Origin of the sequence: Rhodohalobacter barkolensis, assembly GCF_002834295.1 — a bacterium.
GTDB classification, from domain to species: Bacteria; Bacteroidota; Rhodothermia; order Balneolales; family Balneolaceae; genus Rhodohalobacter; species Rhodohalobacter barkolensis.
Genome location: NZ_PISP01000002.1, coordinates 71,189 through 97,968, shown reverse-complemented (window position 1 = coordinate 97,968; position 26,780 = coordinate 71,189). Strand labels below are relative to the sequence as shown.

General features: G+C 43.7%; 22 protein-coding genes. 13 read left to right on the top strand and 9 right to left on the bottom strand.

All coding sequences use genetic code 11. The annotated features are described in order from the left end of the window. Window positions 1–26: 26 nt before the first annotated feature. The 3 genes from panD to sucB all read right to left on the bottom strand — a co-directional run bounded on the left by panD (window position 27) and on the right by sucB (window position 3,166). On the bottom strand, window positions 27–443 hold the full coding sequence (gene panD, locus CWD77_RS08070) for an aspartate 1-decarboxylase (RefSeq protein ID WP_101073060.1): 417 nt from the start codon (window positions 441–443) through the stop codon (window positions 27–29). 15 nt (window positions 444–458) lie between these two features. Next, a complete protein-coding gene (gene panC / locus CWD77_RS08065; RefSeq protein ID WP_101073059.1) occupies window positions 459–1,307 on the bottom strand; it encodes a pantoate--beta-alanine ligase in 849 nt (282 codons plus the stop codon). 98 nt (window positions 1,308–1,405) lie between these two features. After that, the gene (sucB, locus tag CWD77_RS08060; protein WP_101073058.1) at window positions 1,406–3,166 is read right to left on the bottom strand and encodes a 2-oxoglutarate dehydrogenase, E2 component, dihydrolipoamide succinyltransferase; all 1,761 of its coding nucleotides are present in this window, start codon (window positions 3,164–3,166) and stop codon (window positions 1,406–1,408) included. 275 nt (window positions 3,167–3,441) lie between these two features. Here sucB and CWD77_RS08055 point away from each other — a divergent pair, with 275 nt between their 5' ends. The 5 genes from CWD77_RS08055 (at window position 3,442) to CWD77_RS08030 (ending at window position 10,386) form a co-directional block, all read left to right on the top strand. After that, entirely contained in the window at window positions 3,442–3,795 is a 354-nt protein-coding gene (locus tag CWD77_RS08055; protein WP_101073057.1) for a hypothetical protein, read from the top strand. Window positions 3,796–3,832: 37 nt separating this feature from the next. Continuing rightward, a complete protein-coding gene (locus tag CWD77_RS08050; RefSeq protein WP_101073056.1) occupies window positions 3,833–5,545 on the top strand; it encodes an AbgT family transporter in 1,713 nt (570 codons plus the stop codon). A 320-nt stretch (window positions 5,546–5,865) separates the two neighbouring features. Beyond that, window positions 5,866–6,963 (top strand): glutamine-hydrolyzing carbamoyl-phosphate synthase small subunit, encoded by a 1,098-nt coding sequence (gene carA / locus CWD77_RS08040; RefSeq protein WP_206017983.1) that lies wholly within the window; start codon window positions 5,866–5,868, stop codon window positions 6,961–6,963. Window positions 6,964–7,062: 99 nt separating this feature from the next. Further along, a complete protein-coding gene (gene carB / locus CWD77_RS08035) occupies window positions 7,063–9,891 on the top strand; it encodes a carbamoyl-phosphate synthase large subunit (RefSeq protein WP_101073053.1) in 2,829 nt (942 codons plus the stop codon). A 111-nt stretch (window positions 9,892–10,002) separates the two neighbouring features. Further along, complete coding sequence (locus CWD77_RS08030; protein ID WP_101073052.1) at window positions 10,003–10,386, top strand: GxxExxY protein; 384 nt, start codon at window positions 10,003–10,005, stop codon at window positions 10,384–10,386. A gap of 44 nt (window positions 10,387–10,430) precedes the next feature. On the opposite strand, the gene CWD77_RS08025 is transcribed toward CWD77_RS08030, so the two are convergent. Genes CWD77_RS08025 through CWD77_RS08015 form a run of 3 tightly spaced genes read right to left on the bottom strand, consistent with a single transcriptional unit; the run spans window position 10,431 to window position 13,336 of the window. Beyond that, window positions 10,431–11,837 (bottom strand): glycosyltransferase family 2 protein, encoded by a 1,407-nt coding sequence (locus CWD77_RS08025; RefSeq protein WP_101073051.1) that lies wholly within the window; start codon window positions 11,835–11,837, stop codon window positions 10,431–10,433. Beyond that, complete coding sequence (locus CWD77_RS08020) at window positions 11,837–12,955, bottom strand: HEAT repeat domain-containing protein (RefSeq protein ID WP_101073050.1); 1,119 nt, start codon at window positions 12,953–12,955, stop codon at window positions 11,837–11,839. Before CWD77_RS08020 ends, CWD77_RS08025 begins: the two co-directional genes overlap by 1 nt. A gap of 3 nt (window positions 12,956–12,958) precedes the next feature. Continuing rightward, window positions 12,959–13,336: a response regulator transcription factor gene (locus tag CWD77_RS08015; protein ID WP_101073049.1), complete on the bottom strand. Its 378-nt coding sequence runs from the start codon at window positions 13,334–13,336 to the stop codon at window positions 12,959–12,961. A 172-nt stretch (window positions 13,337–13,508) separates the two neighbouring features. Between CWD77_RS08015 and CWD77_RS08010 the strand changes: the two genes are divergently transcribed. The 7 genes from CWD77_RS08010 (at window position 13,509) to CWD77_RS07980 (ending at window position 20,625) form a co-directional block, all read left to right on the top strand. Then, complete coding sequence (locus tag CWD77_RS08010) at window positions 13,509–14,690, top strand: D-alanine--D-alanine ligase family protein (RefSeq protein WP_101073048.1); 1,182 nt, start codon at window positions 13,509–13,511, stop codon at window positions 14,688–14,690. Window positions 14,691–14,692: 2 nt separating this feature from the next. After that, on the top strand, window positions 14,693–16,189 hold the full coding sequence (locus tag CWD77_RS08005; RefSeq protein ID WP_101073047.1) for an ABC transporter substrate-binding protein: 1,497 nt from the start codon (window positions 14,693–14,695) through the stop codon (window positions 16,187–16,189). Further along, complete coding sequence (locus CWD77_RS08000; protein WP_101073046.1) at window positions 16,186–17,055, top strand: NAD(+)/NADH kinase; 870 nt, start codon at window positions 16,186–16,188, stop codon at window positions 17,053–17,055. The genes CWD77_RS08005 and CWD77_RS08000 overlap by 4 nt, the downstream gene beginning before the upstream one ends. Window positions 17,056–17,188: 133 nt before the next feature. After that, complete coding sequence (mdh, locus tag CWD77_RS07995; protein WP_101073045.1) at window positions 17,189–18,145, top strand: malate dehydrogenase; 957 nt, start codon at window positions 17,189–17,191, stop codon at window positions 18,143–18,145. 206 nt (window positions 18,146–18,351) lie between these two features. After that, window positions 18,352–18,855: a hypothetical protein gene (locus CWD77_RS07990; RefSeq protein WP_101073044.1), complete on the top strand. Its 504-nt coding sequence runs from the start codon at window positions 18,352–18,354 to the stop codon at window positions 18,853–18,855. Between the two features lie 8 nt (window positions 18,856–18,863). Further along, window positions 18,864–19,442: a hypothetical protein gene (locus CWD77_RS07985; protein ID WP_133120203.1), complete on the top strand. Its 579-nt coding sequence runs from the start codon at window positions 18,864–18,866 to the stop codon at window positions 19,440–19,442. A gap of 10 nt (window positions 19,443–19,452) precedes the next feature. Further along, the gene (locus tag CWD77_RS07980; RefSeq protein WP_101073042.1) at window positions 19,453–20,625 is read left to right on the top strand and encodes a hypothetical protein; all 1,173 of its coding nucleotides are present in this window, start codon (window positions 19,453–19,455) and stop codon (window positions 20,623–20,625) included. Here the strand turns inward: CWD77_RS07980 and CWD77_RS07975 are convergent. Both CWD77_RS07975 and trhO read right to left on the bottom strand, forming a co-directional pair. After that, a complete protein-coding gene (locus tag CWD77_RS07975; protein WP_165779111.1) occupies window positions 20,609–21,496 on the bottom strand; it encodes a pseudouridine synthase in 888 nt (295 codons plus the stop codon). The genes CWD77_RS07980 and CWD77_RS07975 overlap by 17 nt on opposite strands. Continuing rightward, window positions 21,438–22,421: an oxygen-dependent tRNA uridine(34) hydroxylase TrhO gene (trhO, locus tag CWD77_RS07970; protein ID WP_101073421.1), complete on the bottom strand. Its 984-nt coding sequence runs from the start codon at window positions 22,419–22,421 to the stop codon at window positions 21,438–21,440. Before trhO ends, CWD77_RS07975 begins: the two co-directional genes overlap by 59 nt. A gap of 332 nt (window positions 22,422–22,753) precedes the next feature. On the opposite strand from trhO, the gene CWD77_RS07965 reads away from it, so the two are divergent. Then, window positions 22,754–24,505 (top strand): MXAN_6640 family putative metalloprotease, encoded by a 1,752-nt coding sequence (locus CWD77_RS07965; RefSeq protein WP_101073040.1) that lies wholly within the window; start codon window positions 22,754–22,756, stop codon window positions 24,503–24,505. Window positions 24,506–25,172: 667 nt separating this feature from the next. Here the strand turns inward: CWD77_RS07965 and CWD77_RS07960 are convergent. Next, the gene (locus CWD77_RS07960; RefSeq protein WP_165779110.1) at window positions 25,173–26,432 is read right to left on the bottom strand and encodes a D-alanyl-D-alanine carboxypeptidase; all 1,260 of its coding nucleotides are present in this window, start codon (window positions 26,430–26,432) and stop codon (window positions 25,173–25,175) included. Window positions 26,433–26,780 lie beyond the last annotated feature (348 nt).

The window sequence follows — 26,780 nt, the reverse complement described above, 5'->3', positions numbered from 1 at the left end:
CTTTTTTTCATTCTCTGAATTTTTCTTTATTCCGGATTCTCAATCATTCCGTTCTCGAGACCGTATTTTTTACCGTGACTCACACTTTCAAGAACATCTTTGGGTTCGTTATTCTCATCCACCACCACAACGGTCGGTTTGTAGTTCCTGGCCTCTTCCGGATCCATCTGAGCATACGCCATAATAATCACACGGTCATCAACCTGAGTTAGACGTGCCGCAGCACCATTCAGGCAGCATACCCGACTGCCTCGTTCACCGGGAATAGTATAGGTTTCCAACCGTGAACCGTTGGTAATATTCACCACCTGTACCTTCTCATAAGGAAGGATATTTGCCATATCCAGTAAATCTTCATCAATGGTGATACTTCCCTCATACATCAGGTTCGCTTCGGTAACCCGCATCTGGTGCAGTTTGGATTTAAACATCGAAAGTTTCATAACGGATTTTACTTCTTACAATTCAATCAAAAAATTATCTATTAAACGCGTTTTACCCAACCAAACGGCGCCGGCAAGTATATATTCTTCACTCTTCTTTAACACCTTTGCCGGCTGCAACGTTTTTTTGTCAAACACATTAAGATAATCAATTTTAAAACCTTTTGCTTCAAGCTCGCTCTTCTGATGATCCAACAGCAGTTTTGGAGTATCCACTCCACCCCGAATCTGCTTTTCAATATAGGTCAAAGTCCGATAGAGCCCCGGAGCAATCTCACGCTCTTCATTTGACAGGTACTTGTTACGGCTGCTTAGTGCCAGTCCATCATTTGCACGTTTGATCGGTGCCATTAAAAGCTTCACTTCATGATTGAACTCCTTCACCATCTGGTTGATGATCAGAAACTGCTGGATATCTTTCTGACCAAAAACAGCTACATCGGGTTCTACAATATTGAACAGCTTATTTACAATCAGAAGAATCCCCTCAAAAAATCCGGGACGGCTTCCACCGCACATATTGCGATTCAACTCATCTACTTCAATTCGGATGAATTTTTTCTCATCATAAATGTCGTCCCGATTTGGAGCAAATACCGCAGCGACGCCCTCACTTTCACATTTATCTAGATCAGACTGTAACTCTCTGGGGTAGTTTTCAAAATCTTCATTTGGGCCAAATTGTTCCGGATTTACGAAAATTGAAACAACTACCACATCCGATTGCTCTTTTGCGATTTGAATCAAAGAGAGATGACCTTCGTGCAAAGCACCCATTGTTGGTACAAATCCAACACTTTTCCCCTCTTTCTTATACGCTTTGATTACACCCCGGATTTCATCAATAGTTTTGCAAACGTCCATTCCAACTCAGTTAATTTTTTTCCTAAACTAAACAAAAGAAGCGGCACAATCACTTATGCCGCTTCTTTAAGAATTATACGATTTTACTTTACACGAAATCAGATTGCCCGATTGGGATCAAAGTTTTCGAGCAGTTCTTTTACGCGGGTTGTAAATGCACCGCCGTGAGCGCCATCAATAATTCTGTGGTCGTAACTCATGGTCAGATACATCATATGTCGGATTCCGATCATATCCCCTTGCGAGGTTTCCATTACAACCGGTCGTTTTTCAATCACACCGGTACCCAGAATGGCCACTTGTGGCTGATTGATAATCGGAGTACCCATCAGGTTCCCCACACTTCCGTAATTGGTTAATGTGATCGTGCCACCAACCAGGTCATCCGGACTCAATTCTTTATTCCGAGCTTTTCTTGCCAGATCATAAACCGCTTTAGCAATTCCGATCAGATTCAGGTCCTGTGCTTTCTTGATCACCGGAACAATCAATCCGCCTTTACCACCTTCGCCGAGCGCAACCGCCAGGCCAAAGTTGATATCCTTCTTCAGAATAATTTCATCTCCGTCGACGGAACTGTTTAGAAGCGGGAATTCACCAATTGCTTTAATAAATGCTTCAATAAAGATCGGAGTATAGGTCAGTTTGATTCCTGTCTGCTCCTGAAATTTCTTCTTATTCGCATTTCTCCAGTTCACGATGTTGGTCACATCAATATCACTGAATGTACTTACGTGTGCAGAAGTCTGCTTGGATCGAACCATATGTTCTGCAATCATCTTGCGCATACGGTCCATCTTGATCACTTCAATATTCTCATCCGGACTGGCGATATTCAGCTCGCCCGCCGAAATCTTACCGGAACTTTTACCGGATGCAGACGCTCCCGGTTTGGTCAATCCGCTGCTTTTCGATGCGGATGGGGCTTTCACCTTACCTGCCTTGCGATCTTCAAGATATTGAAGTACATCGTCTTTGGTTACGCGATTATCTTTTCCGCTTCCCTCAATAGACTCAAGTTCTTCCTGGCTAATTCCTTCCTCTTTGGCAATAGATCGAACCAGAGGTGAGAAGAAACGACCGTCACTTCCCATTCGTTGAGGCTCTGATCCTTCAGCAGCTGCGGGTGCCGGCTCTGCGTCATCCTTGTCCTGTGCTTCCGCTTTTTTCTCTCCAGCTTTTGGTTTAGACTCTTTTTTAGGTGCAGAGGAACCGCCTGAGGCTGCTTTTCCGGTACCAATAATTGCAATGGGCTGACCCACTTCCACCGTGTCGCCGGCTTCAACTAAAATTTCCACAAGTGTACCGCCTTCGGGAGAGGGTACTTCGGTATCCACTTTATCAGTGGCAATTTCAAGCAGCGGTTCATCCACCTCTACGGTGTCGCCCACGCTTTTCAGCCACTCGATCACTTCTCCTTCCATTACAGACTCACCCATCTGTGGCATAACCACTTCAATGCGTTCACCCTCATCTCCACCGTCTGATCCTGAATCCGGCTGTGGTTCTGATGCTTCCGGAGCAGCTTCCACTTCTTGTTCTTGCGGTTCTTCCTCAGCAGAGTCCTCTTCTTTCTCGTCATCTCCCGAGTCATCAGAGGAGGAGGCGGAAGCGTCACCATCAGTGTCTATTATAGCAATAGGCTGGCCTACTTCCACCGTTTCATCGGCTTCAACTAAAATTTCTACAAGTACTCCTGCCTCTGGGGATGGGACTTCGGTATCAACCTTGTCTGTTGCAATTTCAAGAAGAGTTTCATCTACTTCTACCTTGTCCCCTACTTTTTTTGCCCACTCAATAACGGTTCCTTCCATTACGGATTCACCCATTTGGGGCATCACGACTTCAACCTTTGCCATGTTAATGTATACTTAATTTCTGATTGTGAATATGTTTTTTGCGTAAAAAAATTATGAGCTGAAAGATCAGAATAATCGCTATCAGATCAAAATTGAGACCGTAAGTTCTGCGCCTTTGATTCGTATTTAATCGTAAGAAAAACGCTTTTTTAAAAGTTTTTATCTATTATTTTAATTCCCGTTGCGCCAAAACAATGGCGGCACTCCTTTTTATTTCGGTTTAATCTTTAAACTGCTATACTCCAACCTTGCACAATCAAACCTGAGTTGTTCGCATGCTCTCATTTTTTATCATTTTTATTCTAACCTGGGTTTTGAACCTATTCCTTCCTTGGTGGGCAGGAGTTTTACCTGCTTTTATTATTGGCGCCTGGATGCTCGACCGATGGGTCCACGCCTTTTTAATTGGTTTTTCGGGAGTTGGCTCAGCGTGGTTTATACAAGCATTTTACATCCATGTAATGAACGAGGGTATCCTTTCTAACCGAATCGCCACTATGCTGCAAGTGAATACACCTGAAAATGTATTGATTATCACATTTGTAGTAGGCGGCTTGATGGGAGCCGTTGCTGCGTCAACAGGATTTCTATTTAAGGCAGCTTTTAAACCGGAGCTTACTGCCTACTGATCTGCAAAAAATCAAACCTTAGACATCTCTTAGCTTTATGAGTGAATATCCAAAAACTGACGATCCTAATGTACCGGAACAAAATTCGGAGAAGAGATCCCTCTTTACCCGTTTTCTCGATTTTGTTGAGTGGCTCGGGAATCTACTTCCTCACCCCGTTACACTCTTTGCGCTTTTTGCATTTGGCGTAGTATTGCTCAGTGGATTTGCAGAATGGATGGACTGGAGTGCAGCCGATCCACGGCCTGAAGGTTCCGGCGGACGAGCACCGGATGGCATCATCCGGCCGGTTAGCTTGCTGAATGCCGAAGGTCTTCGAATGATCATCACAAATATGGTCTCCAACTTTACAGGTTTTGCACCTCTCGGTGTTGTACTGGTAGCTCTGTTGGGAGTCGGCGTTGCTGAGCATTCAGGACTGATAAGCGCCGTAATTCGAGGAATTGTTCTTAAAGCCGCCTCATTTAAACCGGAAGGCGATATCGGATCCGGCATTACAGCCATCCCTAAAAGAATCTATCGATTTATTGTTACCCCGAAAAACCTGGTAACAATCGCAATCTGTTTCTCCGCCGTGATATCAAATACAGCTTCAGAGATGGGTTACGTGGTACTTGTACCTCTCTCCGCAGTCATTTTTCACTCCATGGGACGTCACCCAATGGCAGGTCTTGCCTGTGCATTTGCCTGTGTTTCGGGCGGTTACAGTGCCAACCTACTTCTCGGAACCATTGACCCGCTTTTAGCCGGATTGACCCAGGAAGCTGCCAACCTGATCGATCCCGACTATGTAGTGGTTGCCACAGCAAACTACTACTTCATGTTTGTAAGTACTTTCATGATTACAGCTCTCGGTGCATTTGTTACACTCCGGATTGTTGAGCCGAAACTTGGCGAGTACGACGAAAGCATGGCGATGGAAGATCTCTCCGACGAAGCCTCCATGGACCCATTGACTGAAAAAGAGATCCGTGCGCTTAAATGGACCGGAGTCTCCATTGTTATTATGTTTGGTATTTTGGCGCTCACAATCGTTCCGGAAAACGGTGTTTTAAGAAACCCCGAAACCGGTGATTGGAAAGACTCTCCATTCCTTCGTGGTGTAGTGGCATTTATTTTTATCTGCTTCCTCATTCCTGGTTTTGTATATGGAAAGCTTGTAGGTACCATGGAGTCTGATCGCGATATCATTAAAGGAATGTCGAACGCAATGTCCACTCTTGGGCTCTATATTGTGATCGTCTTTTTTGCTGCTCAGTTTGTGGCTTATTTCGGATGGAGTAACCTGGGGCAGATTTTCGCAGTGAAAGGTGCCGAGTTTCTTCAAAGCATGGGAGCAACCGGGCCGATTATTTTTATAGGATTCATCCTGGTCTCCGGCTCGGTCAACCTGATGCTAGGTTCCGCTTCTGCACAGTGGGCGGTAACAGCTCCTATCTTCGTGCCCATGCTGATGCTGATTGGATATACACCGGAGGTGATTCAGGCAGCCTACCGAATTGGTGACTCAGTCACTAATATCATCACTCCGATGATGAGTTATTTCGGACTAATCTTGGCTTTTGCCAACAAATACGATAAAGATCTCGGTATCGGAACTATAATAGCCATGATGTTGCCCTATAGTATTTTCTTTTTAATCGGCTGGATCATACTATTTTATGTTATGGTATTCGGACTTGGAATCCCCGTCGGACCGGGAGAAGAGATTTACTACATGATTGAAGGAGCAGTTGGAAACGGTAATTAAAATATACTTTCCCTCATAGGTAGTCTCTAAATTTGAGCAGACATTTATTTAATCTTATAAATCATAAAAAATCCTTTCAACTTTTAGCCTGTATTCTTACCTTATCGAAACCTTGAAACAGAGCTGATGAATTCGCCAAATCCGACCATCTGCACATACGAAATTTCTTATCACAAATCCGACGCGGTTTCCGTTGTCGGATTTTTTTTGGCCCGCCAGTTTCAGTTTTCTCTTCCCGTTTCAAAGTTCTTGAAACCCCAAAATATTATCTTCGAATCCTCGAAAAAGACCTCTAACTCAATTCAGATATGACTCCAGTTATGCCTAATACTACACCTGCAAAACTTGCACTCTCCGATGGAACCGTTGTTAAGGGTCGTGCAGTGGGACATATTGGAACCACAGGCGGTGAGCTCTGCTTTAACACCAGTATGACCGGCTATCAGGAAATTTTCACCGACCCGAGCTACTACGGTCAGTTGATGATGATGACCTACCCGCACATTGGAAACTACGGGACCCAGCCGCGGGATGATGAAGCCCGCAAGGTGATGGTTGCAGGTATAATTTGCCGCGCTTTTTCTGATGAATACAGTAACCCGATGGCCGACCGAAGCCTTCAGGAGTACCTTGAAGACAATAAAATTACCGGCATCAGCGGAGTCGACACCCGCAAACTGGTCCGCCATGTACGGGAAAAAGGTGTAATGAATGCGGTAATCTCCAGCACGGAAATGGATGACGAAAAACTTGTCCGGATGGCTAAAGACTGGGACGACATGGAAGGCCTGGAGCTGGCAACAAAAGTTACCCGATCCGAAGCTCAAACCGTAAATGGTAAAGATGACTTCAGAGTAGCCGCTTTTGATTATGGAATTAAACAGAACATCATCAATAATTTGAATCAACGCGGCTGCACCCTGCGGGTTTTTCCGGCTAAAACTCCACTCGAAGAGATCAAAGCCTGGGAAGCAGACGGTTACTTTTTCAGTAACGGTCCCGGCGACCCAACCGCCACTGCAGAATATGCAATGGAAGCTGTGAATTATGCGAAGGAATCCGGCAAGCCGATGTTTGGAATCTGTCTTGGCCATCAATTGATGGCCCTCAGTGAAGGCCTTAAAACAACCAAAATGTTTGTGGGACACCGCGGAGCCAATCAGCCCGTAAAAAATCTGAAAACCGGTCTTGTGGAAATTTCAACCCAGAACCACGGATTTGCCGTAGATGAGGATTCGCTGGATGAAAAGGTTGCAGAAGTAACTCACATCAACCTGAATGACGGAACTATCGAAGGGTTGAAGTTCAAAAACTTCCCGGGATTTTCGGTTCAGTATCACCCCGAAGCATCGCCCGGTCCGCATGACTCAGCGTATCTGTTCGATCAGTTTATCGACATGATGAAAGAACAGAAATAGATGTGAGATCTGAGTCTTGAGATTTGAGATCTAAAGATTCCTACAGCTGAAAAACCACCAACTAACATTTTTTAAAACGACTACAAAAAACCTCGAAAAATGCCCAGACGCGACGACATCAACAAAATTTTGATCATTGGTTCAGGACCTATTGTAATTGGCCAGGCTTGTGAATTTGACTACTCAGGCTCCCAGGCTTGCCGCTCTCTTCAGGAAGAGGGATACGAGATTGTACTCATCAACTCGAATCCGGCTACCATCATGACAGATCCGATTATGGCCGATGCGGTCTACATGTTACCCATGACTACTGATTCCATCCGGGAAATTGTAGCCAAAGAGAATCCCGATGCTGTTCTGCCAACCATGGGTGGTCAAACCGGCTTAAACCTCTGCCGTGACCTTGAAAAGGTGAATTTCTGGAAAGAGAACAATATTCAAATCATTGGAGTGGATATTGATGCGGTAGAGCTGACCGAGGATCGCCAGTTATTTCGCGACAAAATGGAAGAGATTGGCATTGAGCAGTGTAAAAGCCGAACGGCTCAGTCTCTGCTGGATGCAAAGGAGATTAAAGAGGAGTTGGGTGGTTTGCCGATCGTAATCCGTCCGTCATTCACCATGGGTGGCGCCGGAGGCGGAATCGTCTGGAATGAAGATGAATTTGAACGAAAGGTGCTGCGCGGACTGGAAATGAGTCCGGTGCACCAGGTGCTGATCGAGGAATCCATTTTTGGGTGGAAGGAGTACGAGCTGGAGCTGCTGCGTGATGCAAACGACAATGTGATCATCATCTGCTCCATTGAGAATATGGATCCGATGGGTGTTCACACCGGAGATTCTGTAACTGTTGCTCCGACACAGACGCTCAGCGACAAACAACTGCAAAACATGCGTGATGCCGCCATCAAGATGATGCGCAGTATCGGGACCTTTGCCGGAGGATGTAACGTGCAGTTTGCGATGGAACCGGGATCAGACCGATTGGTAGCGATCGAGATCAACCCGCGAGTGAGTCGCTCATCAGCGCTTGCGTCCAAAGCGACCGGTTATCCGATCGCAAAAGTAGCAACCAAACTTGCCGTCGGTTACACGCTCGACGAACTTAAGAATCAAATCACGGGAACCACTTCAGCTTGTTTTGAACCGAGTATTGATTATGTGGTCTGTAAAATACCGCGTTTCAACTTCGACAAATTCCCCGGTGTAGATGAAGAATTGACCACACAAATGAAAGCTGTGGGTGAAGTGATGTCGATCGGGAGAAATTTCCCTGAAGCGCTGAACAAAGCATGGCAATCCCTGGAAGTGGGTCGAGATGGCTTGGGAGCTGACGGCTATGAAGATTTCGACCGAAAAACGGTTCGTGAGCGTTTGTTAAAACCATATTGGGATCGTTCTATGCAGATTCGAAATGCTTTTAAGCTGGGTGCCTCCGTAGAAGAGATCGCAGACATCACCAAAGTAGACGCGTGGTTCCTGCAACAGATCCGTTATATGGTTTCGCTGGAAAACCGAACCGAAGGGCAAGCATTGAAAGAGATCTCCAAAGAGGATTTCTTTGAATTGAAGCAGGCCGGTTTCTCCGATTCGCAGATCGCTTACCTGCTTAGCAAAAGCGGGGAAAAAGTAAACGACAAAAAAGTTCGGGACCGACGAAAAGAGCTCGGGCTTACACCATCCTTCAAAATGGTGGATACCTGCGCGGCTGAATTCCCGGCTCAAACGCCCTATTACTATTCCGCTTACGAAGGAGAGAATGAAAGCGAAGTTACAGATCGCAAGAAAGTGCTGATTCTCGGCAGTGGTCCAAACCGAATTGGGCAGGGTATAGAATTCGATTACTCCTGTACGCATGCTGTCTTAGCAACCAAGGAAATGGGCTACGAAGCGATCATGGTGAACTGTAACCCTGAAACGGTATCCACCGACTTTGACTTTGCCGACAAGCTCTACTTTGAGCCGGTGTATTGGGAGCGTGTTCTGGATATCATCGATCACGAAAAACCGGAAGGAGTAATTCTGCAAGTGGGAGGACAAACGGCCCTAAAACTCGGAAAACGATTTGTAGAGGAAGGAATCAGAATCTTCGGCACCGATTTTGCGATGATCGACTTTGCAGAAGATCGTGGAGAGTTCTCCAAATTTCTGAAGAAATTGGATATCCCGTTTCCGGAATATGGAACAGCAAGAGAAGTAGAAGAAGCTATAAAAATTGCTAAAAGAATTGGCTACCCGGTGCTGATCCGGCCAAGTTACGTACTCGGCGGACAAGGAATGCGGATTGCCGTGAAGGAAGAGGAACTGCGAAAATATGTAGCCAACATCCTGAAAACTCATCCGGAAAATGCCTTCCTCATTGATAAGTATCTGGAACACGCCATAGAGGTTGATGTGGATTCGGTGTACGATGGAGATCAGCTTCATATTGCCGGAATCATGCAGCATATCGAGCCGGCCGGTGTTCACTCCGGTGACTCAACTGCCGTTCTACCTCCCTACTCTCTAAGTGATGAGGTTATCAAAACGATCGAAGACCATCAGCTTAAAATCGCAGAAAATATGGAAATTCTTGGGTTCCTGAATGTACAGTATGCGGTGAAGGATGATAAAGTATATGTACTGGAGGCCAATCCCCGAACCACCCGAACCATTCCGTTTCTGGCCAAGGCAAATCAGATTCCCGAAGCGGCCATTGGTGTAAAAGTGATGCTTGGTGCCAAACTCAAGGAATTCGACCTGAAGTCAAAATTGGTGAACTGGGCCATTAAAGAGCCTGTGTTCCCATTTGATAAATTCCCGGAAGTGAAGAAGGAGTTGGGGCCGGAGATGAAATCAACCGGAGAAAGCATCTACTTCGCGAAGGACTTTAATGATGAGCACTTTAAAAAGCCGTATGAGTTTAAGAGTTTGTATTTGTCTAAGTAGAGCCGCGGATTAAGCGGATTTTTGGATTTCACGGATTTTCTTTCTGTATTCTAAATCAAAAACTGTAAGGGTTTTAAATATTGGGTTCCATTTATCAAATACAGCGATATAATGGACCATTTAAAACACAAAGAGTTAACAGGCAGGATCATAGGGGCTTGTATGAGAGTTCATTCAGAACTTGGAAATGGGTTTCCCGAGGTCATATATCAGAGATCACTGGCAATTGAGTTCAGTCATTCAAATCTTGAATACGACCGTGAAATATCCATGGCATTATATTACCAAGGACAAAATGTCGGCTCAAGAAGAGTTGATTTTTTAGTTGAAGATAAAATTCTTCTTGAATTGAAAGCTGTATCTGAAATTACATCAGTCCATTATGCTCAAATATTGAACTATCTAAAGGCATACCAATTACAAATTGGCCTTCTTGTAAACTTTGGTGAAGAAAGCTTAAAGTTTAAAAGGTTTATTAATTCAAAATTTGAGTAAAATTCATCTGTGAAATCCAAAAATCCGGTCAATCCGCGTCACTATCAGCGACTAAACGTACCACTCCGCGTCATCTCTCCCCAGCTTTTGTTCCCTTTAAAGAAGTCAATCAGCCCCTTTAATCTCCACCAGGCATGGATTTGTCGATAGCCTATATTTTCGAAAAAGGCATACAGAATTAAAATCGCCACATCCCTCATTCGATCATATCTGCGAAACGTCAGTTCCTCCATCAGAACGGACAGCACAGACAGTATCATACCCAGCAGTATTGCAGCGGCTAAGAAAAGAAGAGCAAACTGCACGTTGATCACACCCAGCCAAAGCGAAATAAATAAAATGATAAATCCCCCAAGCTCAATAATTGGGGATAGCAGCTCCACAAACAGAAAAAATGGCATCGCTAAGAATCCAAGCCTGCCATATTTAGGATTGAACAGCATTTTTTTATGTCTCCATAACGTATCCGCTAATCCACGCTGCCAACGGTTTCTCTGCCTTCCCAAAACCGTCCAGGTCTCCGGAACCTCTGTCCAGCAGACCGGTTCAGGCAGAAAACGTACCCGATATTTTTCATTCCGATCCCGGTAGTAGCGGTGTAGCCGAACCACCAGCTCCATATCCTCACCAACCGTATCATGCAGGTATCCGCCCACTTTAATCACAGATTCCCGATCAAAAACACCAAATGCTCCGGAGATAATCAACAGGCTGTCAAAGTAGTCCCAGCCGGTGCGGCCAAATAGAAATGCCCGGAGATACTCCACGGCCTGAATGCGTCCAATAAACGTTTTCGGGACTTTTACCTCAGAAACTTCCCCCATCTCAAATTTGCAACCGTTGGCTACACGAACCACTCCGCCCACTGCTACCGTTTTGGGATCGGCTACAAATGCCATCAACATCTGCTGAAGTACCGTCGGTTCAAGAAGAGTATCAGAATCCACCGCACAGATCAGATCTTTTCGTGAAACATTGATACCGGCATTCAACGCGTCTGCTTTCCGTCCGTTTTCCTTGTCTACAACAAACAAATTCGGATAACGATGACTCCCATATATTGCCTTTATTGGCTCTGTCTCAATCGATTTCGGCACATACCGGTCAATCTTTTTCAGCTTAAAATGTTTGATCAGCTTCTCCAACGTACTGTCTTTACTCCCATCATTCACAACGATAATCTCATAGTCTGCAAATTCCAGGTGCAGCAGTGCCTCTGTCGATTCAATTATCGACGCCTCTTCGTTATAGGCCGGGGCCAGAATACTAATCGATTTATAAAGGCGGGTGTCGAAAAGTCCACTGAGTTGAAATATTGAACTCTCTTTTTTTGATCGTTTCGTCTGGATGTAGGAAAATATAATGAGAGTGATATACGAGAAATTCACAAAGATGAAGTAGAAGAAAATCAGAACATTAATCGCTACCAGTACTGAAGCTAATATTTCCATCAATACCCCAGCTCTTTTGAAGATTCAATCTCTCCCAGAAGTTCTCGGTAGTCCTCACTGTCCGAACCGGGCAGATTCAATTCACCCAACTGAATATCCGGATAGTTGGAAAGCGACTTAGCCGCATAAAACCGCACATAAAAATCAGGATCGAGCATCATCCATTTTAAAATCGGTTTGCTGACAGGATCAGTAAAAGCTCCCAAAGCCCTGGCCGCTGACTCCCGTACTTCCCGGTTTTCTGAAACAGAATAGACCGTATGCAGATCTTCAAGAATTTCATCCATCCCAAATCCTGACAGCACGTCAATCAATGCACAAGCAATTTCCGGGGAGTAATGACTTTCATCAAGATTTAAAAATTCTTTCAGCAAAAGCCCGGCACTTTCATAAAAGTGGAGCTCCCCCAAGGTTCGAATCAATAATGACGTCCGTTTATCGCTGTAACTTTTATCATCAATAAAATCCATCAATAGCTGAGATTCTACTTTACTGTCTTCACTCGACTGGGCCTGAAACTCTTTGAAGATGTCATTCAAAGCTTGGTCAGAGATCCCCTCATTAATCAACAAATTATGTATAGCCTTCTCAATTTGATCTGCAGATCCGTGAATAACAACTGCCATACAGGCTGAATACGCCAGCATCGGATACTTACTCGATGTGTGAGCCAGTAACTTAGGCAGGATGCTTTTTTTGATCTTACTCTGTCTGGAAAAATAAAGACAGGCTTTTGCTTGCTCAAGTGGGTCATTAGTTTCGAACCGATCCACAAAAAAACTTCGGATTGGAGGTAAATTCAGCAACCTTTTAAGACGTTTCTCCTCTTCACCTTCCAGCGCTTTATCCAGTTCATTTGTAAGCTGCATTAAGATACTGTAGTCCGTTTCCGTAGAAAGCTTTGACTTCAACTCTTCAAATTTTAAATCGCCGGACACATATCGGATTACAAGGTTAGACAACTTATCCCGAATCTGTTTCTCTCTTTTTTCCCTCAAATTCAGCCTCCACCGGCTGTAAATGGCCCCGATAAATACCATTAAACTAAAAATTGCCAACACGATGACAACTAAGAGCACGATTCGCTCGGCATGTGTATTTAGAAAATCGATCAGCAAATGCTATTGATTTAAAACCCTGTTCAAACGCAGCAAAAACTCATCCATTTTGAACGGTTTAGGAACATACTCCATCGCTCCAAGGTTAAACCCGCGAGAAACGTCTTCTGCTCTTTTTTTACTGGAAAGCATCAACACTTTTATACTGTCTGAATCAAAACTTTCATCATCCTGGAGTTTTTGTAAAATCTCAAATCCGGAAAGCCCCGGTAACATGATATCCAAAACCACTAAATCCGGTCTGAATTCCTTAATTGTTTGAAATCCCTTCACACCGTCTTTTTCGTGTTGAACTTCGTGACCTAAAGATTTGAGCCTGTAGGTAATCAGCCGTGCCGTCATCTCCTCATCTTCAATAACAAGGATTTTATGTTTAGACATCTATACAATTATGAGTTGAATTCAAGAACTAACGAACAGCCGAATATAAGAATTTTAGCACCAACTCGGGACAGAACCGTTTGATATGCAAATAAAATCAATATAAGCAGATAAGACGCTGTTAATTAAAAAGTGAACTTTGTATCATCAATCAAATTCAGTAAAAATAATTATGGAAAAAAACTTAGTTGTAGCATTTGGCGGTGCATCTCCGGAGCATGAAGTATCTGTTTTAACTGCGATGCAGGCCATTTCAGCTCTTGAAAATACTCCCTATCAAATTATACCGCTCTACATTGCAAAAAACGGAATGTGGTTTACCGGAGATTATCTTTTAGACCTGAAGCATTATGAAGACCTTGGAAAGATTACCGACAATGCAACTCCCTGTCACATTACCCATAATGAATTGGGGCAAGCTGTTTTAGAAAAGAAAAAAAGCGGGATATTCTCAAAAAATGAGCATACCGTTATTTATGCTGTATTGACCGCTTTTCACGGTTCTGCGGGTGAGAACGGATCATTTCAAGGTGTATGCGAAACATATAACATCCCCTATACCGGCAGTGGGGTTATGGGATCTTCGGTTGGTATGGATAAAGTTACAGCTAAAGCGCTTTGTCGATCGGCCGGAATTCCTGTAGTGGATGGCATTGATTTCTTCGAAAACGAGTGGGTTGACGATCAAGCCGGAATTCTGGATAAGATTGAAAAACTTTCCTATCCCGTCATTATCAAACCGGTCCATCTGGGAAGCAGTATCGGTGTTGAGGTCGTTAAAGACAGAGATGCTTTAATCGAAGCTGTTGAGACCGCATTTCGATATGATGATCATATTTTGGTTGAAAAGGCGATTTCTCCCTTAACTGAAATTAACTGTTCGGTAGTGGGAACACCTCAGTCACCAAAGGCTAGTGTTTGTGAGCGCCCCATGGGAACTGAAGAGCTACTTTCGTTCAAGGATAAATACATGCGTGATGATGCTTCCAAAGGAATGGCATCTGCAGATCGCGTGATTCCCGCAGATATTTCAGAATCTTTGACAACGTCCATTCAGGAAACCTCTGCAGAAGTTTTTAAGTTATTTAACTGCAGCGGATTGGCCAGATTAGACTTTTTGGTCGAATCCGGAACCGAAACCTACTTTTTCAATGAAATCAACACCATTCCCGGATCTTTCTCGTTCTACCTTTGGAAAGAGTCCGGTATATCATTCGATAAACTGCTTTTGGAATTGATTGATATTGCCGTATCAACTCATCAAAAGAAAAATGGCCGAATTCTCACTTACGAAACAAACTTACTAAGCCAAAAAGCTGTTAAGGGGATCAAAGGTCTAAAAGGAAATAAATAGATATGAAAAAACCGATTACCAACTCACTTCTCCTCCTGATCCCTTTAATCATTCTATTTTATGGATGTGGCTCATCAGATACCATTACGGTAGTAGAACAAAATCCGGAATCTGCCTCAGGCGAATCTTCCGAAAGCACCGATCAGCCGAATGGTGATGACTTTACGCAATTGCGGGTTGGCATCCTTGAACCAGTCACGAATTTTGATCCGCTCTACGCAGAGAATCTCAGCACACTGCGAGTAGTTTCCCTGATATATGATGGCCTCTTTAAATTGGACAGTGACGGCAACCCCGAACCTGCACTCATTAATGACTACACAGTTTCTGATGATGGCACACAGTACGAGTTTAAATTAAACCGGGATCTTTACTTTCACGACAGTACTGTTTTCGGGGCAGGTGTTGGCCGGAGAATTCACGCAGAGGATGTCCGGTGGGTATTCGAGCGTACCGCCAAAGTTGATGTTCCTCCCACAGCTTCTCAGCTTTTGATGAATATTGTAGGCTACGACAACTATTTTACTGAGCAGCGAACAGTTTTTGATTCCTCCAAACGGGTACTCGATGGGATATCCGGAATTGAAGTTATCGATGCTGAAACGATTCGATTCACCTTAAAAAACCCGGATGAGGATTTTCTCAAGAAATTGGGCTCTCCATATCTTTCCATTTATCCAAGTGAAGCTTTGCAGAATAGGGATGATGATTTACGTACAAGTCCTGTGGGAACCGGTGCTTATATTCTTAATTCACAAAATGAAAATGAGATTGTGCTCACCCGTAATCCTTCCCCAAGATTTACCGACAGGCAAGTAGACTACCCGGTAAATCGCATCGATTTTATTTACCAGTCCAGCGAATCCGATGCTTTTCAGCAGTTTGCACGGAAAAACATCGATTGGGTACCGGAACTGGGTCCGCAGATTAAAACACAGGTAACCGACAGTAGCCAAAATCTTGTTTCATCTTATCAGGATCAATTTGAGCTGGTTCAAAATTCTGCAACCCGTTTTACCATGATCTATCTAAATGAAAGCAGTGAGCGTGATCTTGACTATGTCAAATACCGGTTGGCGCAGTTGGAGCAAGATCAACTAACATCACCGGGAGAAATCTCTTTCGAAGAGCCGGAAATTCCAACAGAATATGAGCCCGAATCTGTACCATCCGAACTTTACGTTACCTTTACGGAAAATCCATTCGCCACAATGCTCTTTACAGATATCAATAACTCTGTCTTTAGGCCGGATGTATCACTTTCGTTTCTTGACATACGAATCCCAACTGCTGAGTCTGTACTTTTTAGTCGTTCCGTAGATTCGTTTCACTATCCATACTTCAACACCGACAATGATCAAGGCCAATGGCTCACTGCAGAATCGGTCATTATCGGTATTTATCACAGCTACATTGACGGCATTGAGCCGACGGCTGTTCCATGGCAGTTGCCTTTACGAGGACTTGAAATTGATCAGGCTGAAAGGGACGCCTCATGAAATTTTGCATTTTAGCAAATCCGGAAAAATATTCCGTTCAGGAACCGCTTGAGCAGGTTTTAAATTGGTGCTCAGCCAATAAACAGACACTTTATATAACAGCTTCTTTAAAATCTCACTTTCCAAAAGTGAGTGAACATAACAATATTAAAATTGTAGACTCTGAAAAAGAAGCTGTTGAAAATTCAGAAATCGTGATCGCGATCGGTGGAGACGGAACGCTGTTACACACTGCTCATCTGATAAAGGAAAATGACATTCCTGTGCTGGGGATCAACTCAGGAAAGTTGGGCTTTATGGCCAATGTACAACCTGATTTTATTCATCATTCCCTGGAACAGATCGTCAACCATAATTTCAAAATTGACAAACGGCACTTGCTCCGAGCCGACTCATCTGCCGGTAACACATACTACGCACTGAACGAGTTTCTCTTCACCAAAAAAGAGACCTCATCCATGATCACGCTTCGCGCAGATTATGACGGGGAGTTCATCAACAACTATTGGTCTGATGGATTACTGGTTTCCACACCAACCGGTTCAACAGCTTATAATTTGTCGGCTGGCGGGCCAATTGTATTACCGTCCACTCCGGTGATGCTGCTAACTCCCATCAATCCGCACACGCTCACCACCCGGCCACTGGTATTGCCCGATCACAACACGCTGACGATAAAAAGTGCTGAAAGCGGGAATCACACACTATTTGCATACGATGGCATTACTCAGCCAAGTGAGTCTGAGTTTGAAGTGCACATCAAGCGAAGTGAATTCTCCATAAAGCTGATTCAGCTTCCCGAGCAAAACTACTTCGAAACACTTCGCAATAAGCTCATGTGGGGGCTCGACCGGAGAAAAGGATAAAACTCTCCAAAATTACTTCAATTCTACTCATTTTTCCTTTATTTTAAAGAAGGGCATTTTTCAAGGAGAACTACTTGAAATGCTAAAGAGTCTTTCGAAATACTATATTTAAAACTTAAAAAATAGAAAAATCATGAAAGTAACAGTTGTAGGAGCCGGTGGTAATGTTGGCTCAACCGTAGCACTAAGTATTGCTGAACGGGATTTCGCGAAAGAAGTTGTAATGGTTGACATTGAAAAAAAAGATGGGGATAACACTTTTTACCCTTCAAAAGGACGCGCACTCGACCAATGGGAAGCATCACCCATCTCAGGATTTGACACACGACTGACCGGAACCGTCGATTACGAAGACACCAAAGGATCTGATGTTTGTGTGATTACAGCCGGTGTGCCCAGAAAACCCGGAATGAGCCGTGACGACCTGCTCGAAATTAACAGTAAAATTGTAAAGGGTGTTACCGAAGAGCTGGTAAAATATTCACCGGATACAATTATTATCATTGTTTCTAACCCGCTTGATGTGATGACCTATGTAGCACACACTGCCAGCGGTCTGGACAAAAGCAAAGTAATGGGAATGGCCGGTATTCTGGATACTGCCCGATTCAGATCCTTTTTAGCACAAGAACTGGATGTGTCACCAAAAGATATCCAATCTCTGCTAATGGGTGGACACGGCGACACAATGGTTCCACTTCCGCGTTACACAACCGTTTCCGGTATTCCGGTCACTCAATTGATCGACAAAGACAAACTGGACGCCATTGTTGAGAGAACCAAGAAAGGTGGCGGCGAAATTGTTGGCCTGATGGGAACATCCGCATGGTATGCACCCGGCGCAGCCGCTGCACAGATGGTTGAGGCAATAATGCTCGATCAGAATCGTATATTCCCATGTGCCGTGCTACTTGAAGGCGAGTACGACATTAAAGATATTTTCCTCGGAGTACCGGTAAAACTGGGACACGGTGGAATTAAGGAAATAATTGAGGTTGATTTAGACGAATCAGAAACCGACCTTTTAAGAGCATCAGAAAAAGCAGTCCGCTCCACGTTGGAAGACTTCAAAAAGCTGATGGACAAATAAACAAACCGCAAATAAAAGAAGGCTTAGTCTTCACTACTTGCATTTTAAGCCCCAATATGGTCCCGCCGTATTGGGGTTTTTTAATCGCAGAGCCCCTCAATTAAGAAAACTGTAACAAAATCGTCCCCATTTTCTCTTTATACTATAGATGGTACGTCAGCTTAAGTAATAGCTGACCCAAAACATTTAATTTAATTCCTAACGTTATGATGGGATATACTGAAGTCATACAGGTCATGGGAGCCATGATCATTTTTGCTTTAGTGCTGACTACAGCAAATCGCTTCATGCTGAACAACGATACCGTTAGAGTCAGCTCTGAAGTTGAAGTCCGTGCTGTTTCCATTGCGCAGGATCTGATCGAATTTTCAAAAACAGTACCTTTTGATCAGGCAACTGCCGGTAATACCGTTCCTGACGATGTTCCCGATGATTTTGTGAATGGCAATCCTATCTCCACAACAACAGCTACGAATCGCCAGACTATTGATTCCTTTGAAGAGTTAAACGAATACTCCGAAACACTGAATACTGATCTGGGAGAGTTTGAAGTCACTTCAATCATTGAGTATATGGATCCCGCCGATTTGACATCTAACGCACCAACATCTGCTACGATTTATAAAAGAATTTCCGTTACTGTATCGAATGAATCCATGATGAATGACGTAAATCTGAGCTATATTCGGGTTTACAATAATACCAACTGAGAGAAATTATGAACTTAGGCTTAGTTACAAGTTTTATTATCGCCGCGCTTCTGATGCTCTCTATCGTATCCATGAACTTGAGAATGAGTCAGAGTACACAGGATATTTCCCTGCATACCATGAGCCAAAGCCATGTGAGTGCAATCAGTGATTTGATCCAGTATGACTTCCCAAAAATCGGCTATAATGTATCGGGCCCGATTAGCAATCCGATTGCTTTTGCTGATGAAGATGAAATTCAATTTCAAGCCAATTTAGATAATGATGCAGGTGAGTCTATTGAAGCCGTTACCTGGAGGCTGGAAGATGATGTCTTAGCCGGATCAAACAACACAGACCATCGTTCACTGGTTCGGATAACGGGTGGAGATACACAAGAAATTAATGTAGGCGTAACCCGGTTCGAAATTCGATACTACAGTTTTGGAGATCCAAATCCACTGACAACTCCGGTAGCAAATACTGCTGATATTAATCGAATCGAAGTTATTTTAGAAGTACAGCCGAGAGAGGGTACCGGCCGCAATAACCAATACACAACATCATCCTGGCACCGAGTGTTTACTCCGCCAAATTTAAATTTATGAGGTAATTCCTATGGGACGAGCCATGCTTATTATTGTAGCCGGCGTGTTGATTTCGCTCGGCATCACACAAACATCCGTTTTTGGTGGGCTGAACAATTTAGCCGGCCATTCGGCTAACTACGCTGAGGCAACGCAAGCGCAAAATATTGCCTATATGGGATCAGAAATAGCTATTCGGGCTATGCTCGATGATCCGGATTGGAGAAATGGACAAAGAACGTTCAATGTGGATGGTGGCCAGGCCTCCGTTGGGGTTGAAGAAACCGGTACAGATGATCAAATCAGACTGGTTTCCGTTGGTCGATTTAATGGTGAAACACAGAGACTTTCTTTACTTCTTGATGAAAGTGAAAATAGTTTAGTGCCAAGAATTAATTCCGCATTAGGTTTATATATGGATAATGCATCAGATTATTCTTTCGGTATAAGTGGTGGCGGAAATAATAAAGGACAAATTATTGATGGACGAGATGCTTCAGGGCAATGTGAAGATTTGCCGGGTGTTATGGCATCAGACTCAGATGTGTATAAAGATGGCAGTGATTTAGATGATGAATCTGATAACATTAATGGAGATTCAAAGTTTGGATATGATCCTGACATGGATTTCAATGATGTCGTTACATTGATTGAAGCATTGCACTCCGGAACTTCCGGCGTTGATTACACAAATTTGCAAAATAAAGTTGATCAAGATGATTTTGGTGATGTAAACCCTGAAACAGGCATACCTGATCCCGGTGTTTTTGTTGTGGATAATACCACTGCTAAAATTAGTGGGAATACTGTGGGTTCTGGTATTTTAATTGTTAGAAGTTCCGGAAATGTAGATGTTGAAGTAGAAGCTGATCTGCAAACAGCCGGTACTCCTGAATTTCATGGATTAGTTATTTTTGAAAACGCATTCGCATTGAGTTCAAGTGGTGCTGTGGAAATCTTTGGCTCTGTTCTAGTCGGAAAATCAAATGAAAATGCTCCCAAATTTGACATTCAGTTTAATGGAAAGGCAAAACTTCAGTATGATTGCAGGGCTCAACAATATGCTGATATGGCAGCTTCACGTACTGCCCGGAGGGTTTTTCAACAGTTAAGTGTATATCAAACGTCCGTAAACCCATCATCCAATAGTAACTCTGAAGAAGATGATAGCCTTCTTGAAGATGTTATTAATGGTTTACTCTAATATCCAACTCATCAATTTCTATCCCGGAACTCCGCAAGCTAATTGCGGAGTTTTGTAGTTTCTGGCCGCTATCATCTCCGTTCGGGCCGTAGATTGGATCGTCAACAATGGGGAATCCTGCATATTTTAGGTGGAGGCGAATCTGATGGGTTCTGCCTGTTAGCGGCTCACATCGAACTACTGTTTTCCCGTCTTGGACTTCTTCCGGAAAGAATTTCGTAATCGCAGACTTTGCTCCAGTTAATCCTTCTCCGCACTCAAACACGAATCCTCTTTTTCTTCGGATAGGCACTTCAATCGTAATCGGTTCCGTCATCTCTCCAAGCACAACCGCATGATACACTTTTCGAACAAGGCCACTCTCAAATGCGACTCTCAAATTTTTAGCCGACTCTTTGTGCTTTGCCAGTAAAACTACACCGGAAGTCACCGCATCCAATCTGTGAACCATTTTCAGATTATCGTATCCCATCTCCTTTAACATGTAGAGAAGCGTGTTTTTGTAATATCTTCCACCCTGGTGCATCGGCAGGGGTGCCGGCTTATAGACTGCCAGCCAGTCGTCGGTCTCATCCAACACACGAATATCGGAAGCAACTGCGGGCTCTTTCACTTTTGGTGAAAAGTGGTTCAGACGCAGATGTGGTTTTATGGTAAAGTCTGATGAAACGGGTTGAGTACCTTCAGTTATCCAACCGTGATTGATTCGATCGATCCAAATATCCCGCCCTAAATAGGGAAACCGTTCATCAAAAAAATCGAGTACGGTTTTTCCGGCATCAGCGGGTTTAATGTTAATAGTGCGGTTCAGCTCATATGGAGCAACCACCCGAACCGGGCACGCTGACTTCTCTCTCTTTAAATTCATCATCGAAATAATTATACCATTTTCTGAACGGGCGGAAGGCATTCTCGGGATCAAACGGCCGCCTAAATTCGCTCTGTTTACACTCTTCGCTGCAGCAGCCTTCCATTAATCTTGCCCCCTCTTCGGAGCAGACAAAAAGCTTATTGCACTCCATATTCGCACAGTTGATGTAATTATCAGCCGGTTTTCCGGTAATTTCGCAGTGCGCCACCGGCTCCAGGTTGTTCTTATTGACCGGAACCACAAGACGATCATCAAACACAAAACACTTCCCTTTAAAGTGCTCGCCGCCCTCCTCTTTAGCATAGTTCAATATTCCGCCGTGAAGCTGATTGACATCTTCCCACCCCTTCTTTTTCATCAGAACGGAAAACTTTTCACAGCGGATACCACCCGTACAGTACATCAATACTTTTTTATCCTTTGGAATCTCCTTCTCTTTTTCTTCGAGCCACTTTGGGAAATCGAAAAAGTTTTCAACCTGTGGTTTTACTGCACCATCAAAGTGGCCCACTTTAGATTCATAATCATTTCGCACGTCGATCATTACATAATCCTCGCCGGACTCCATCGTCTCTCTCCACTCGCTAGGAGGCATATGGTAACCGCCATCTTCGGGGTTTACTCCGTCCATATGAAGCGCCACAATCTCTTCACGAACTTTACACTTCAGCTTGGCAAAGGGTATTGTTTCGTGTTCATCACACTTGAACTCAGTGTCTTCAAAACCGGGCAGACTCCACACATACTCCTTGTAAGCCTGCATCTGTTCAGGTGTGCCGCCAAGCGTACCATTCAGCCCTTCATCACTGATATAAACCCGCCCTTTTGCACCCAAGCCTTTCAAAAAGGCTTTGTGATCCTTGCAAAACTGTTCCGGATTTTCAATATGTTTAAAGTTGTAATAGAGAATGACTTCGTACTTCATGGTCATAGACGTTTTATTCACGGGAGTCGTTATGCTTGTGATTATGTGTTAACTTTGCGGTGCCGGAAAATATTTTGAGATTGATTTTTAAACGTTAATTAAGCAGCTGAAAGTCCCCTCATTTTCAAGGAGGGGATTTAGGGGTGGTTGAAAAAGTAAATTCTGTACATTGAAGACAAAAATTTATTAGGCTACCACCCCTGTCCCCTCCTTACACAGGAGGGGAACGCAGTGATCAAATTCATCAATCAAACTCAAGGTAATACCTGTTTTTACACAGCCTTAAAATTACGAATTTTTCAATACTTTATTATCTCTCTTTGTTGTAAAACATGTCTAATTCTAAATATCTGATTTTACTTTTTCTGCTGTTTGGCTTAACCGTCGTTTCTGTCGACAGTTCTGCCCAAACTGCGCAGCATCCGGTCTTCAGAGAGTTGGATGAAGCATTGAATCGTGGGGAAATCACAAGGGAAACTGCACTGATTGAAAAGCTTCGGTTTACATATAGATCCGGCGAATCAGATCAGCAGTTGAATGATAACATTGAGCACCGACCGATCAAATGTACGGTTCCCATCCATGCCGAATTTCACCATTTAAAAGATCAATTACCTCATTCTGATGTTTCAGAAATTGAATCCTATTTTAACCGGCCCGAATCCACTCACCTCAACGAGTATATTTCCTCAGAAGGTAATTTTATTCTCTACTACGAAACTGAGGGAGATCACGCCGTGCCGTCAGAGAGCACCATCGAAGCCGGTGTGCCCGATTACATTTACCTGGCCGCAGAAGCCGCTGATTCATCATACAGATATCAGGTTGAAGAGCTCGGCTTTGTCGATTTTATACAAAGCGAACCGTATGAGATCTACTTTGAGAACATTAATTTCTATGGCACCACCACGTCATCCGGATCTACGAGCTACATCACCATTCACAACAATTTTCAAAACTTCCCGCCAAATACTCACCCCGAGGGCCAAGTATTTGGAGCGCTCTACGCAACCATCGCACACGAAATAAAACACGCTATCCAATATGCCACCAATCGCTGGGACGGCAGCGCAGGCAGTACGGACTGGATTGAGATGGATGCCACGCTCATGGAAGAGATTGTCTACCCCGACGTAAATGATTACTACAACTATATCCGGGATGGATTTGATTCGGAAGAGCCCAACAGTCAATCCATATTTGGTACACCCGGCAATCCTACACCCGGCGCATACAATCATATAACCTGGATGCTCTATTTTGCCGAGCAGTACGGAATGGAATTCTGGGTAGAAGTTTGGGAGCAGTTTATAGACGACCGCACCAAACCCTTTTTCGATGCAGTTGAGGTTTCACTGAATAACAGGAATCGACAACTGAGCCGGGAACATCTGAATAATATGCTTTGGCATCTCGGAGCGGGACCGGTCTACTCACTTTTTGATTACGGTTTTGAGGACAAGGAAAACTATCCGAATCCGAATTTAACGAACAATATCGGAATGGCTCCGGGCAGTACACAGGGGTTTACACTACGGAGTAAAGCTGCACATTTTTTGAGCGCGTCTCCTTCTAATGTGGCTCTCGGGCAACCTCTTTTTACTCTTGAATCGGACGAACCCGGAGTAGGACTGGGTGTTATCGGTTATTTCACTGACGGAAGTGCTGAAGTTCAATTGGCCCTTCAGTCTGATAGCGACATTCAAACATTGCAAACAACCTGGGAATGGGAGGATCTTATTGATATTTCCATAGCCATTGTAAATACCAATCGATCCGGCACTGCCAATTACACTCTCAATATTACATCAGCACTGCCTGAGGAAGATCTGATCGCTCAAAATTATCCCAATCCCTTCAACCCTGTCACAAAAATTGAATACGCTATCACTGAAACACAGCCCGTAAAAGTTGAAGTTTTTGATGCGATTGGCAGAAAAGTTCAAACCCTGGTGAATGAAGAACACTCAGCCGGTTTCTACTCTGTTGATTTTAATGGAAGCGGGCTCGCTTCGGGATTGTATGTATACCGGATTACAACAGACCGGACTGTTCTTTCCAAAAAAATGTTATTGGTCAAGTAGAGACGCGGATTGAATGGATTACTGGATTTCGCGGATTCCGTCAGGCGGATTTCCAGCTTCATACGTACCCTCTTGAGCCCATTTTCTACTAAGTAGTGGAAAGGCTCGACTCATAGTGAACACACCTCTGAAGGAAATGCTGAACGCATTTACCTTCTGTCTCCTCTCAAGAGGAGAGGATAGTTAATCAAACCCGTCGGTCCGCTTGAAACGTTTTGACGTAGAACCTGTCTCAGAAACTTTTGTGACACGACTTTGAAGCGTGATACGAGAACAAAAATTTATTCTTGCTCTCTCTTCTAGTTGTTCTCAAAAAATGGAAGGCGCCTGAAATACGAATTGTTATCAATTAACAATTCCGTAGGAGTGACCTGTATATAGCCCGGGGTTTCACCCCGGGTTTGTTGAGAGCTCACTATTGCCCGCCGAACAGAGGGATTGGCTTGCAGTAAACATGAATAGAGGCGAATTCCAATGAACAATATTTCAAACAAAAACTCCATGGCTAACCGATTATATTTCCAATTCAAATCCGTCTGACTGCTTGAAGCGTTCTGACGTTGAAAGTGATAAAAACACTCGTGGCACGACTTTGAGGCGTGCCACGAGTTCTTTCAAACCTCACCAACCCAATTGACCGACTTTAGCGGTCTGTCGGGGACGAAGATCAATAATTCTCTTTTATAAACTCCATAATTTTCTGCATCTCCAGTCTCATTTGGTTATTACCGATAACGTAATTGTTGTTCAGAATACTAAAGTTCAATCGCCGGCCGGAATCGGTAAAGATGTATCCACTCAGTGCAGTGGTATTACTGAGCGTTCCTGTTTTTGCATAGACGTACGGTTCTTCCCCTTCCGGTGCTCTGTAAAGTCCGCTAATTGTACCCCGAACTCCCCCAATTGGGAAGTAGCTTAGAACTTTCTCTTCACCGAAATCATTAACCAGTTTTTCAAGCAACATCACAAGAGAGTGTGGCGTAACCAGATTGTATTTCGTCAGACCGGAGCCATCACGCCAATTTGGTCGTTGCGGCAGATCATCAAAATATTCATCCAGTGCAAACCGGATACCCCGAGTGGTATTCATCTCTCCAAACTGCTGTTCAGAAATCATAAGCATGAGCTGTTCTGCGATGAAATTGTCGCTAACCACCATAAATCGCTTGTAAAGTGAATCAGCCGGTGTAGCATATAGGGTATCCGTGAAATCAAGATCTACAGATTCTGCATATTGAACCTCTCTGCCCAGTGTATCTGACAGCATCTCTACAAAAAGATCATTGTCATAAACAAACGGCACATTTCGCTCCTGCCTTGCGGTATCTGCTTTCGGGGTGTACAGAATGTCGTTTGATCTCTGTGAACGTTTCACCAGCTGAATCTCCTCACCGTTCCATTCGTCGCGCTCAATATATCGCTCGAAAAATTTCGGCTTCACTGGTGTCTCTTCATTCAATTGAACCAATGCAACCTGCTCGGTCTGCAGTCTCATCATGTTACCATAGATGGGGAACGGTGATTTTTCGGGAGCATAGGCTGCCGGATACCAATCCCACGCCCAGCCGGCACCAAAATGTTCATCCGAATAATTCTGATCCGTAAACACCATCACTTCATCCCGACTCTTTAAAAAATCATACACCTCTGTAAATTCGAAATTGGGATTCAAAAATCCCGGATCCCCTGTTCCCTGGAAATAGAGAGTATCGTTTCTAACTGCGTACCTCAGAGAGGGGAGCGTGTCCGGCAACTCATTCATTGCAGCGTACAGTGTCAGGATCTTGGTATTGGATGCCGGTACATAAAATTGGTCGGACTCCCTTTCGTAGAGCATAGTTTCCGTTTCCGGATCATAAAGAGCAAAACCGGTCATACTTTGAGAGAACACTTCAGACTCTTCAAAAATCTGATGCAATTTGGGCATATCATCTGAATCGGACTCATCTGAGGTAACAATCTCCGAAGTTTGGCAGGATAAAAAAATCAGGCTAATAACGGATAAAATGAGAAGTCTGACTATTGATTTAAGGAGCATGAGTAGTGATAATTATATGGTTTATGAGAAATTAGAACACGCACCAAAAATGGTGAACTTATCAATGAAAGTTTGTAAAAGAATTCTGCATTGCAAATTAGTAAAAACAGCCCAATACAAGTGGTTGAAACTTCATCTAATTATTTAATAAGAACTTAAAACAATATTTATCCTGTTTTATATCAAAAAATCCTTATCTCGTGCTCCCATTCTTTCTATGAATAAAAGCGCTTTTTC

Excerpts from the sequence above, each read along its gene's own strand:
- CWD77_RS08025 (WP_101073051.1), bottom strand. The coding sequence starts at position 11,837 with ATGGAAATATTAGCTTCAGTACTGGTAGCGATTAATGTTCTGATTTTC.
- CWD77_RS08050 (WP_101073056.1), top strand. The coding sequence starts at position 3,833 with ATGAGTGAATATCCAAAAACTGACGATCCTAATGTACCGGAACAAAAT.
- carB (WP_101073053.1), top strand. The coding sequence starts at position 7,063 with ATGCCCAGACGCGACGACATCAACAAAATTTTGATCATTGGTTCAGGA.
- CWD77_RS08005 (WP_101073047.1), top strand. The coding sequence starts at position 14,693 with ATGAAAAAACCGATTACCAACTCACTTCTCCTCCTGATCCCTTTAATC.
- CWD77_RS08055 (WP_101073057.1), top strand. The coding sequence starts at position 3,442 with ATGCTCTCATTTTTTATCATTTTTATTCTAACCTGGGTTTTGAACCTA.
- CWD77_RS08000 (WP_101073046.1), top strand. The coding sequence starts at position 16,186 with ATGAAATTTTGCATTTTAGCAAATCCGGAAAAATATTCCGTTCAGGAA.
- trhO (WP_101073421.1), bottom strand. The coding sequence starts at position 22,421 with ATGAAGTACGAAGTCATTCTCTATTACAACTTTAAACATATTGAAAAT.
- CWD77_RS07965 (WP_101073040.1), top strand. The coding sequence starts at position 22,754 with ATGTCTAATTCTAAATATCTGATTTTACTTTTTCTGCTGTTTGGCTTA.
- panC (WP_101073059.1), bottom strand. The coding sequence starts at position 1,307 with ATGGACGTTTGCAAAACTATTGATGAAATCCGGGGTGTAATCAAAGCG.
- carA (WP_206017983.1), top strand. The coding sequence starts at position 5,866 with ATGCCTAATACTACACCTGCAAAACTTGCACTCTCCGATGGAACCGTT.
- mdh (WP_101073045.1), top strand. The coding sequence starts at position 17,189 with ATGAAAGTAACAGTTGTAGGAGCCGGTGGTAATGTTGGCTCAACCGTA.
- CWD77_RS08010 (WP_101073048.1), top strand. The coding sequence starts at position 13,509 with ATGGAAAAAAACTTAGTTGTAGCATTTGGCGGTGCATCTCCGGAGCAT.
- CWD77_RS07975 (WP_165779111.1), bottom strand. The coding sequence starts at position 21,496 with ATGATGAATTTAAAGAGAGAGAAGTCAGCGTGCCCGGTTCGGGTGGTT.
- CWD77_RS08015 (WP_101073049.1), bottom strand. The coding sequence starts at position 13,336 with ATGTCTAAACATAAAATCCTTGTTATTGAAGATGAGGAGATGACGGCA.
- CWD77_RS08030 (WP_101073052.1), top strand. The coding sequence starts at position 10,003 with ATGGACCATTTAAAACACAAAGAGTTAACAGGCAGGATCATAGGGGCT.
- sucB (WP_101073058.1), bottom strand. The coding sequence starts at position 3,166 with ATGGCAAAGGTTGAAGTCGTGATGCCCCAAATGGGTGAATCCGTAATG.
- panD (WP_101073060.1), bottom strand. The coding sequence starts at position 443 with ATGAAACTTTCGATGTTTAAATCCAAACTGCACCAGATGCGGGTTACC.
- CWD77_RS07990 (WP_101073044.1), top strand. The coding sequence starts at position 18,352 with ATGATGGGATATACTGAAGTCATACAGGTCATGGGAGCCATGATCATT.
- CWD77_RS07980 (WP_101073042.1), top strand. The coding sequence starts at position 19,453 with ATGGGACGAGCCATGCTTATTATTGTAGCCGGCGTGTTGATTTCGCTC.
- CWD77_RS07985 (WP_133120203.1), top strand. The coding sequence starts at position 18,864 with ATGAACTTAGGCTTAGTTACAAGTTTTATTATCGCCGCGCTTCTGATG.
- CWD77_RS07960 (WP_165779110.1), bottom strand. The coding sequence starts at position 26,432 with ATGCCCAAATTGCATCAGATTTTTGAAGAGTCTGAAGTGTTCTCTCAA.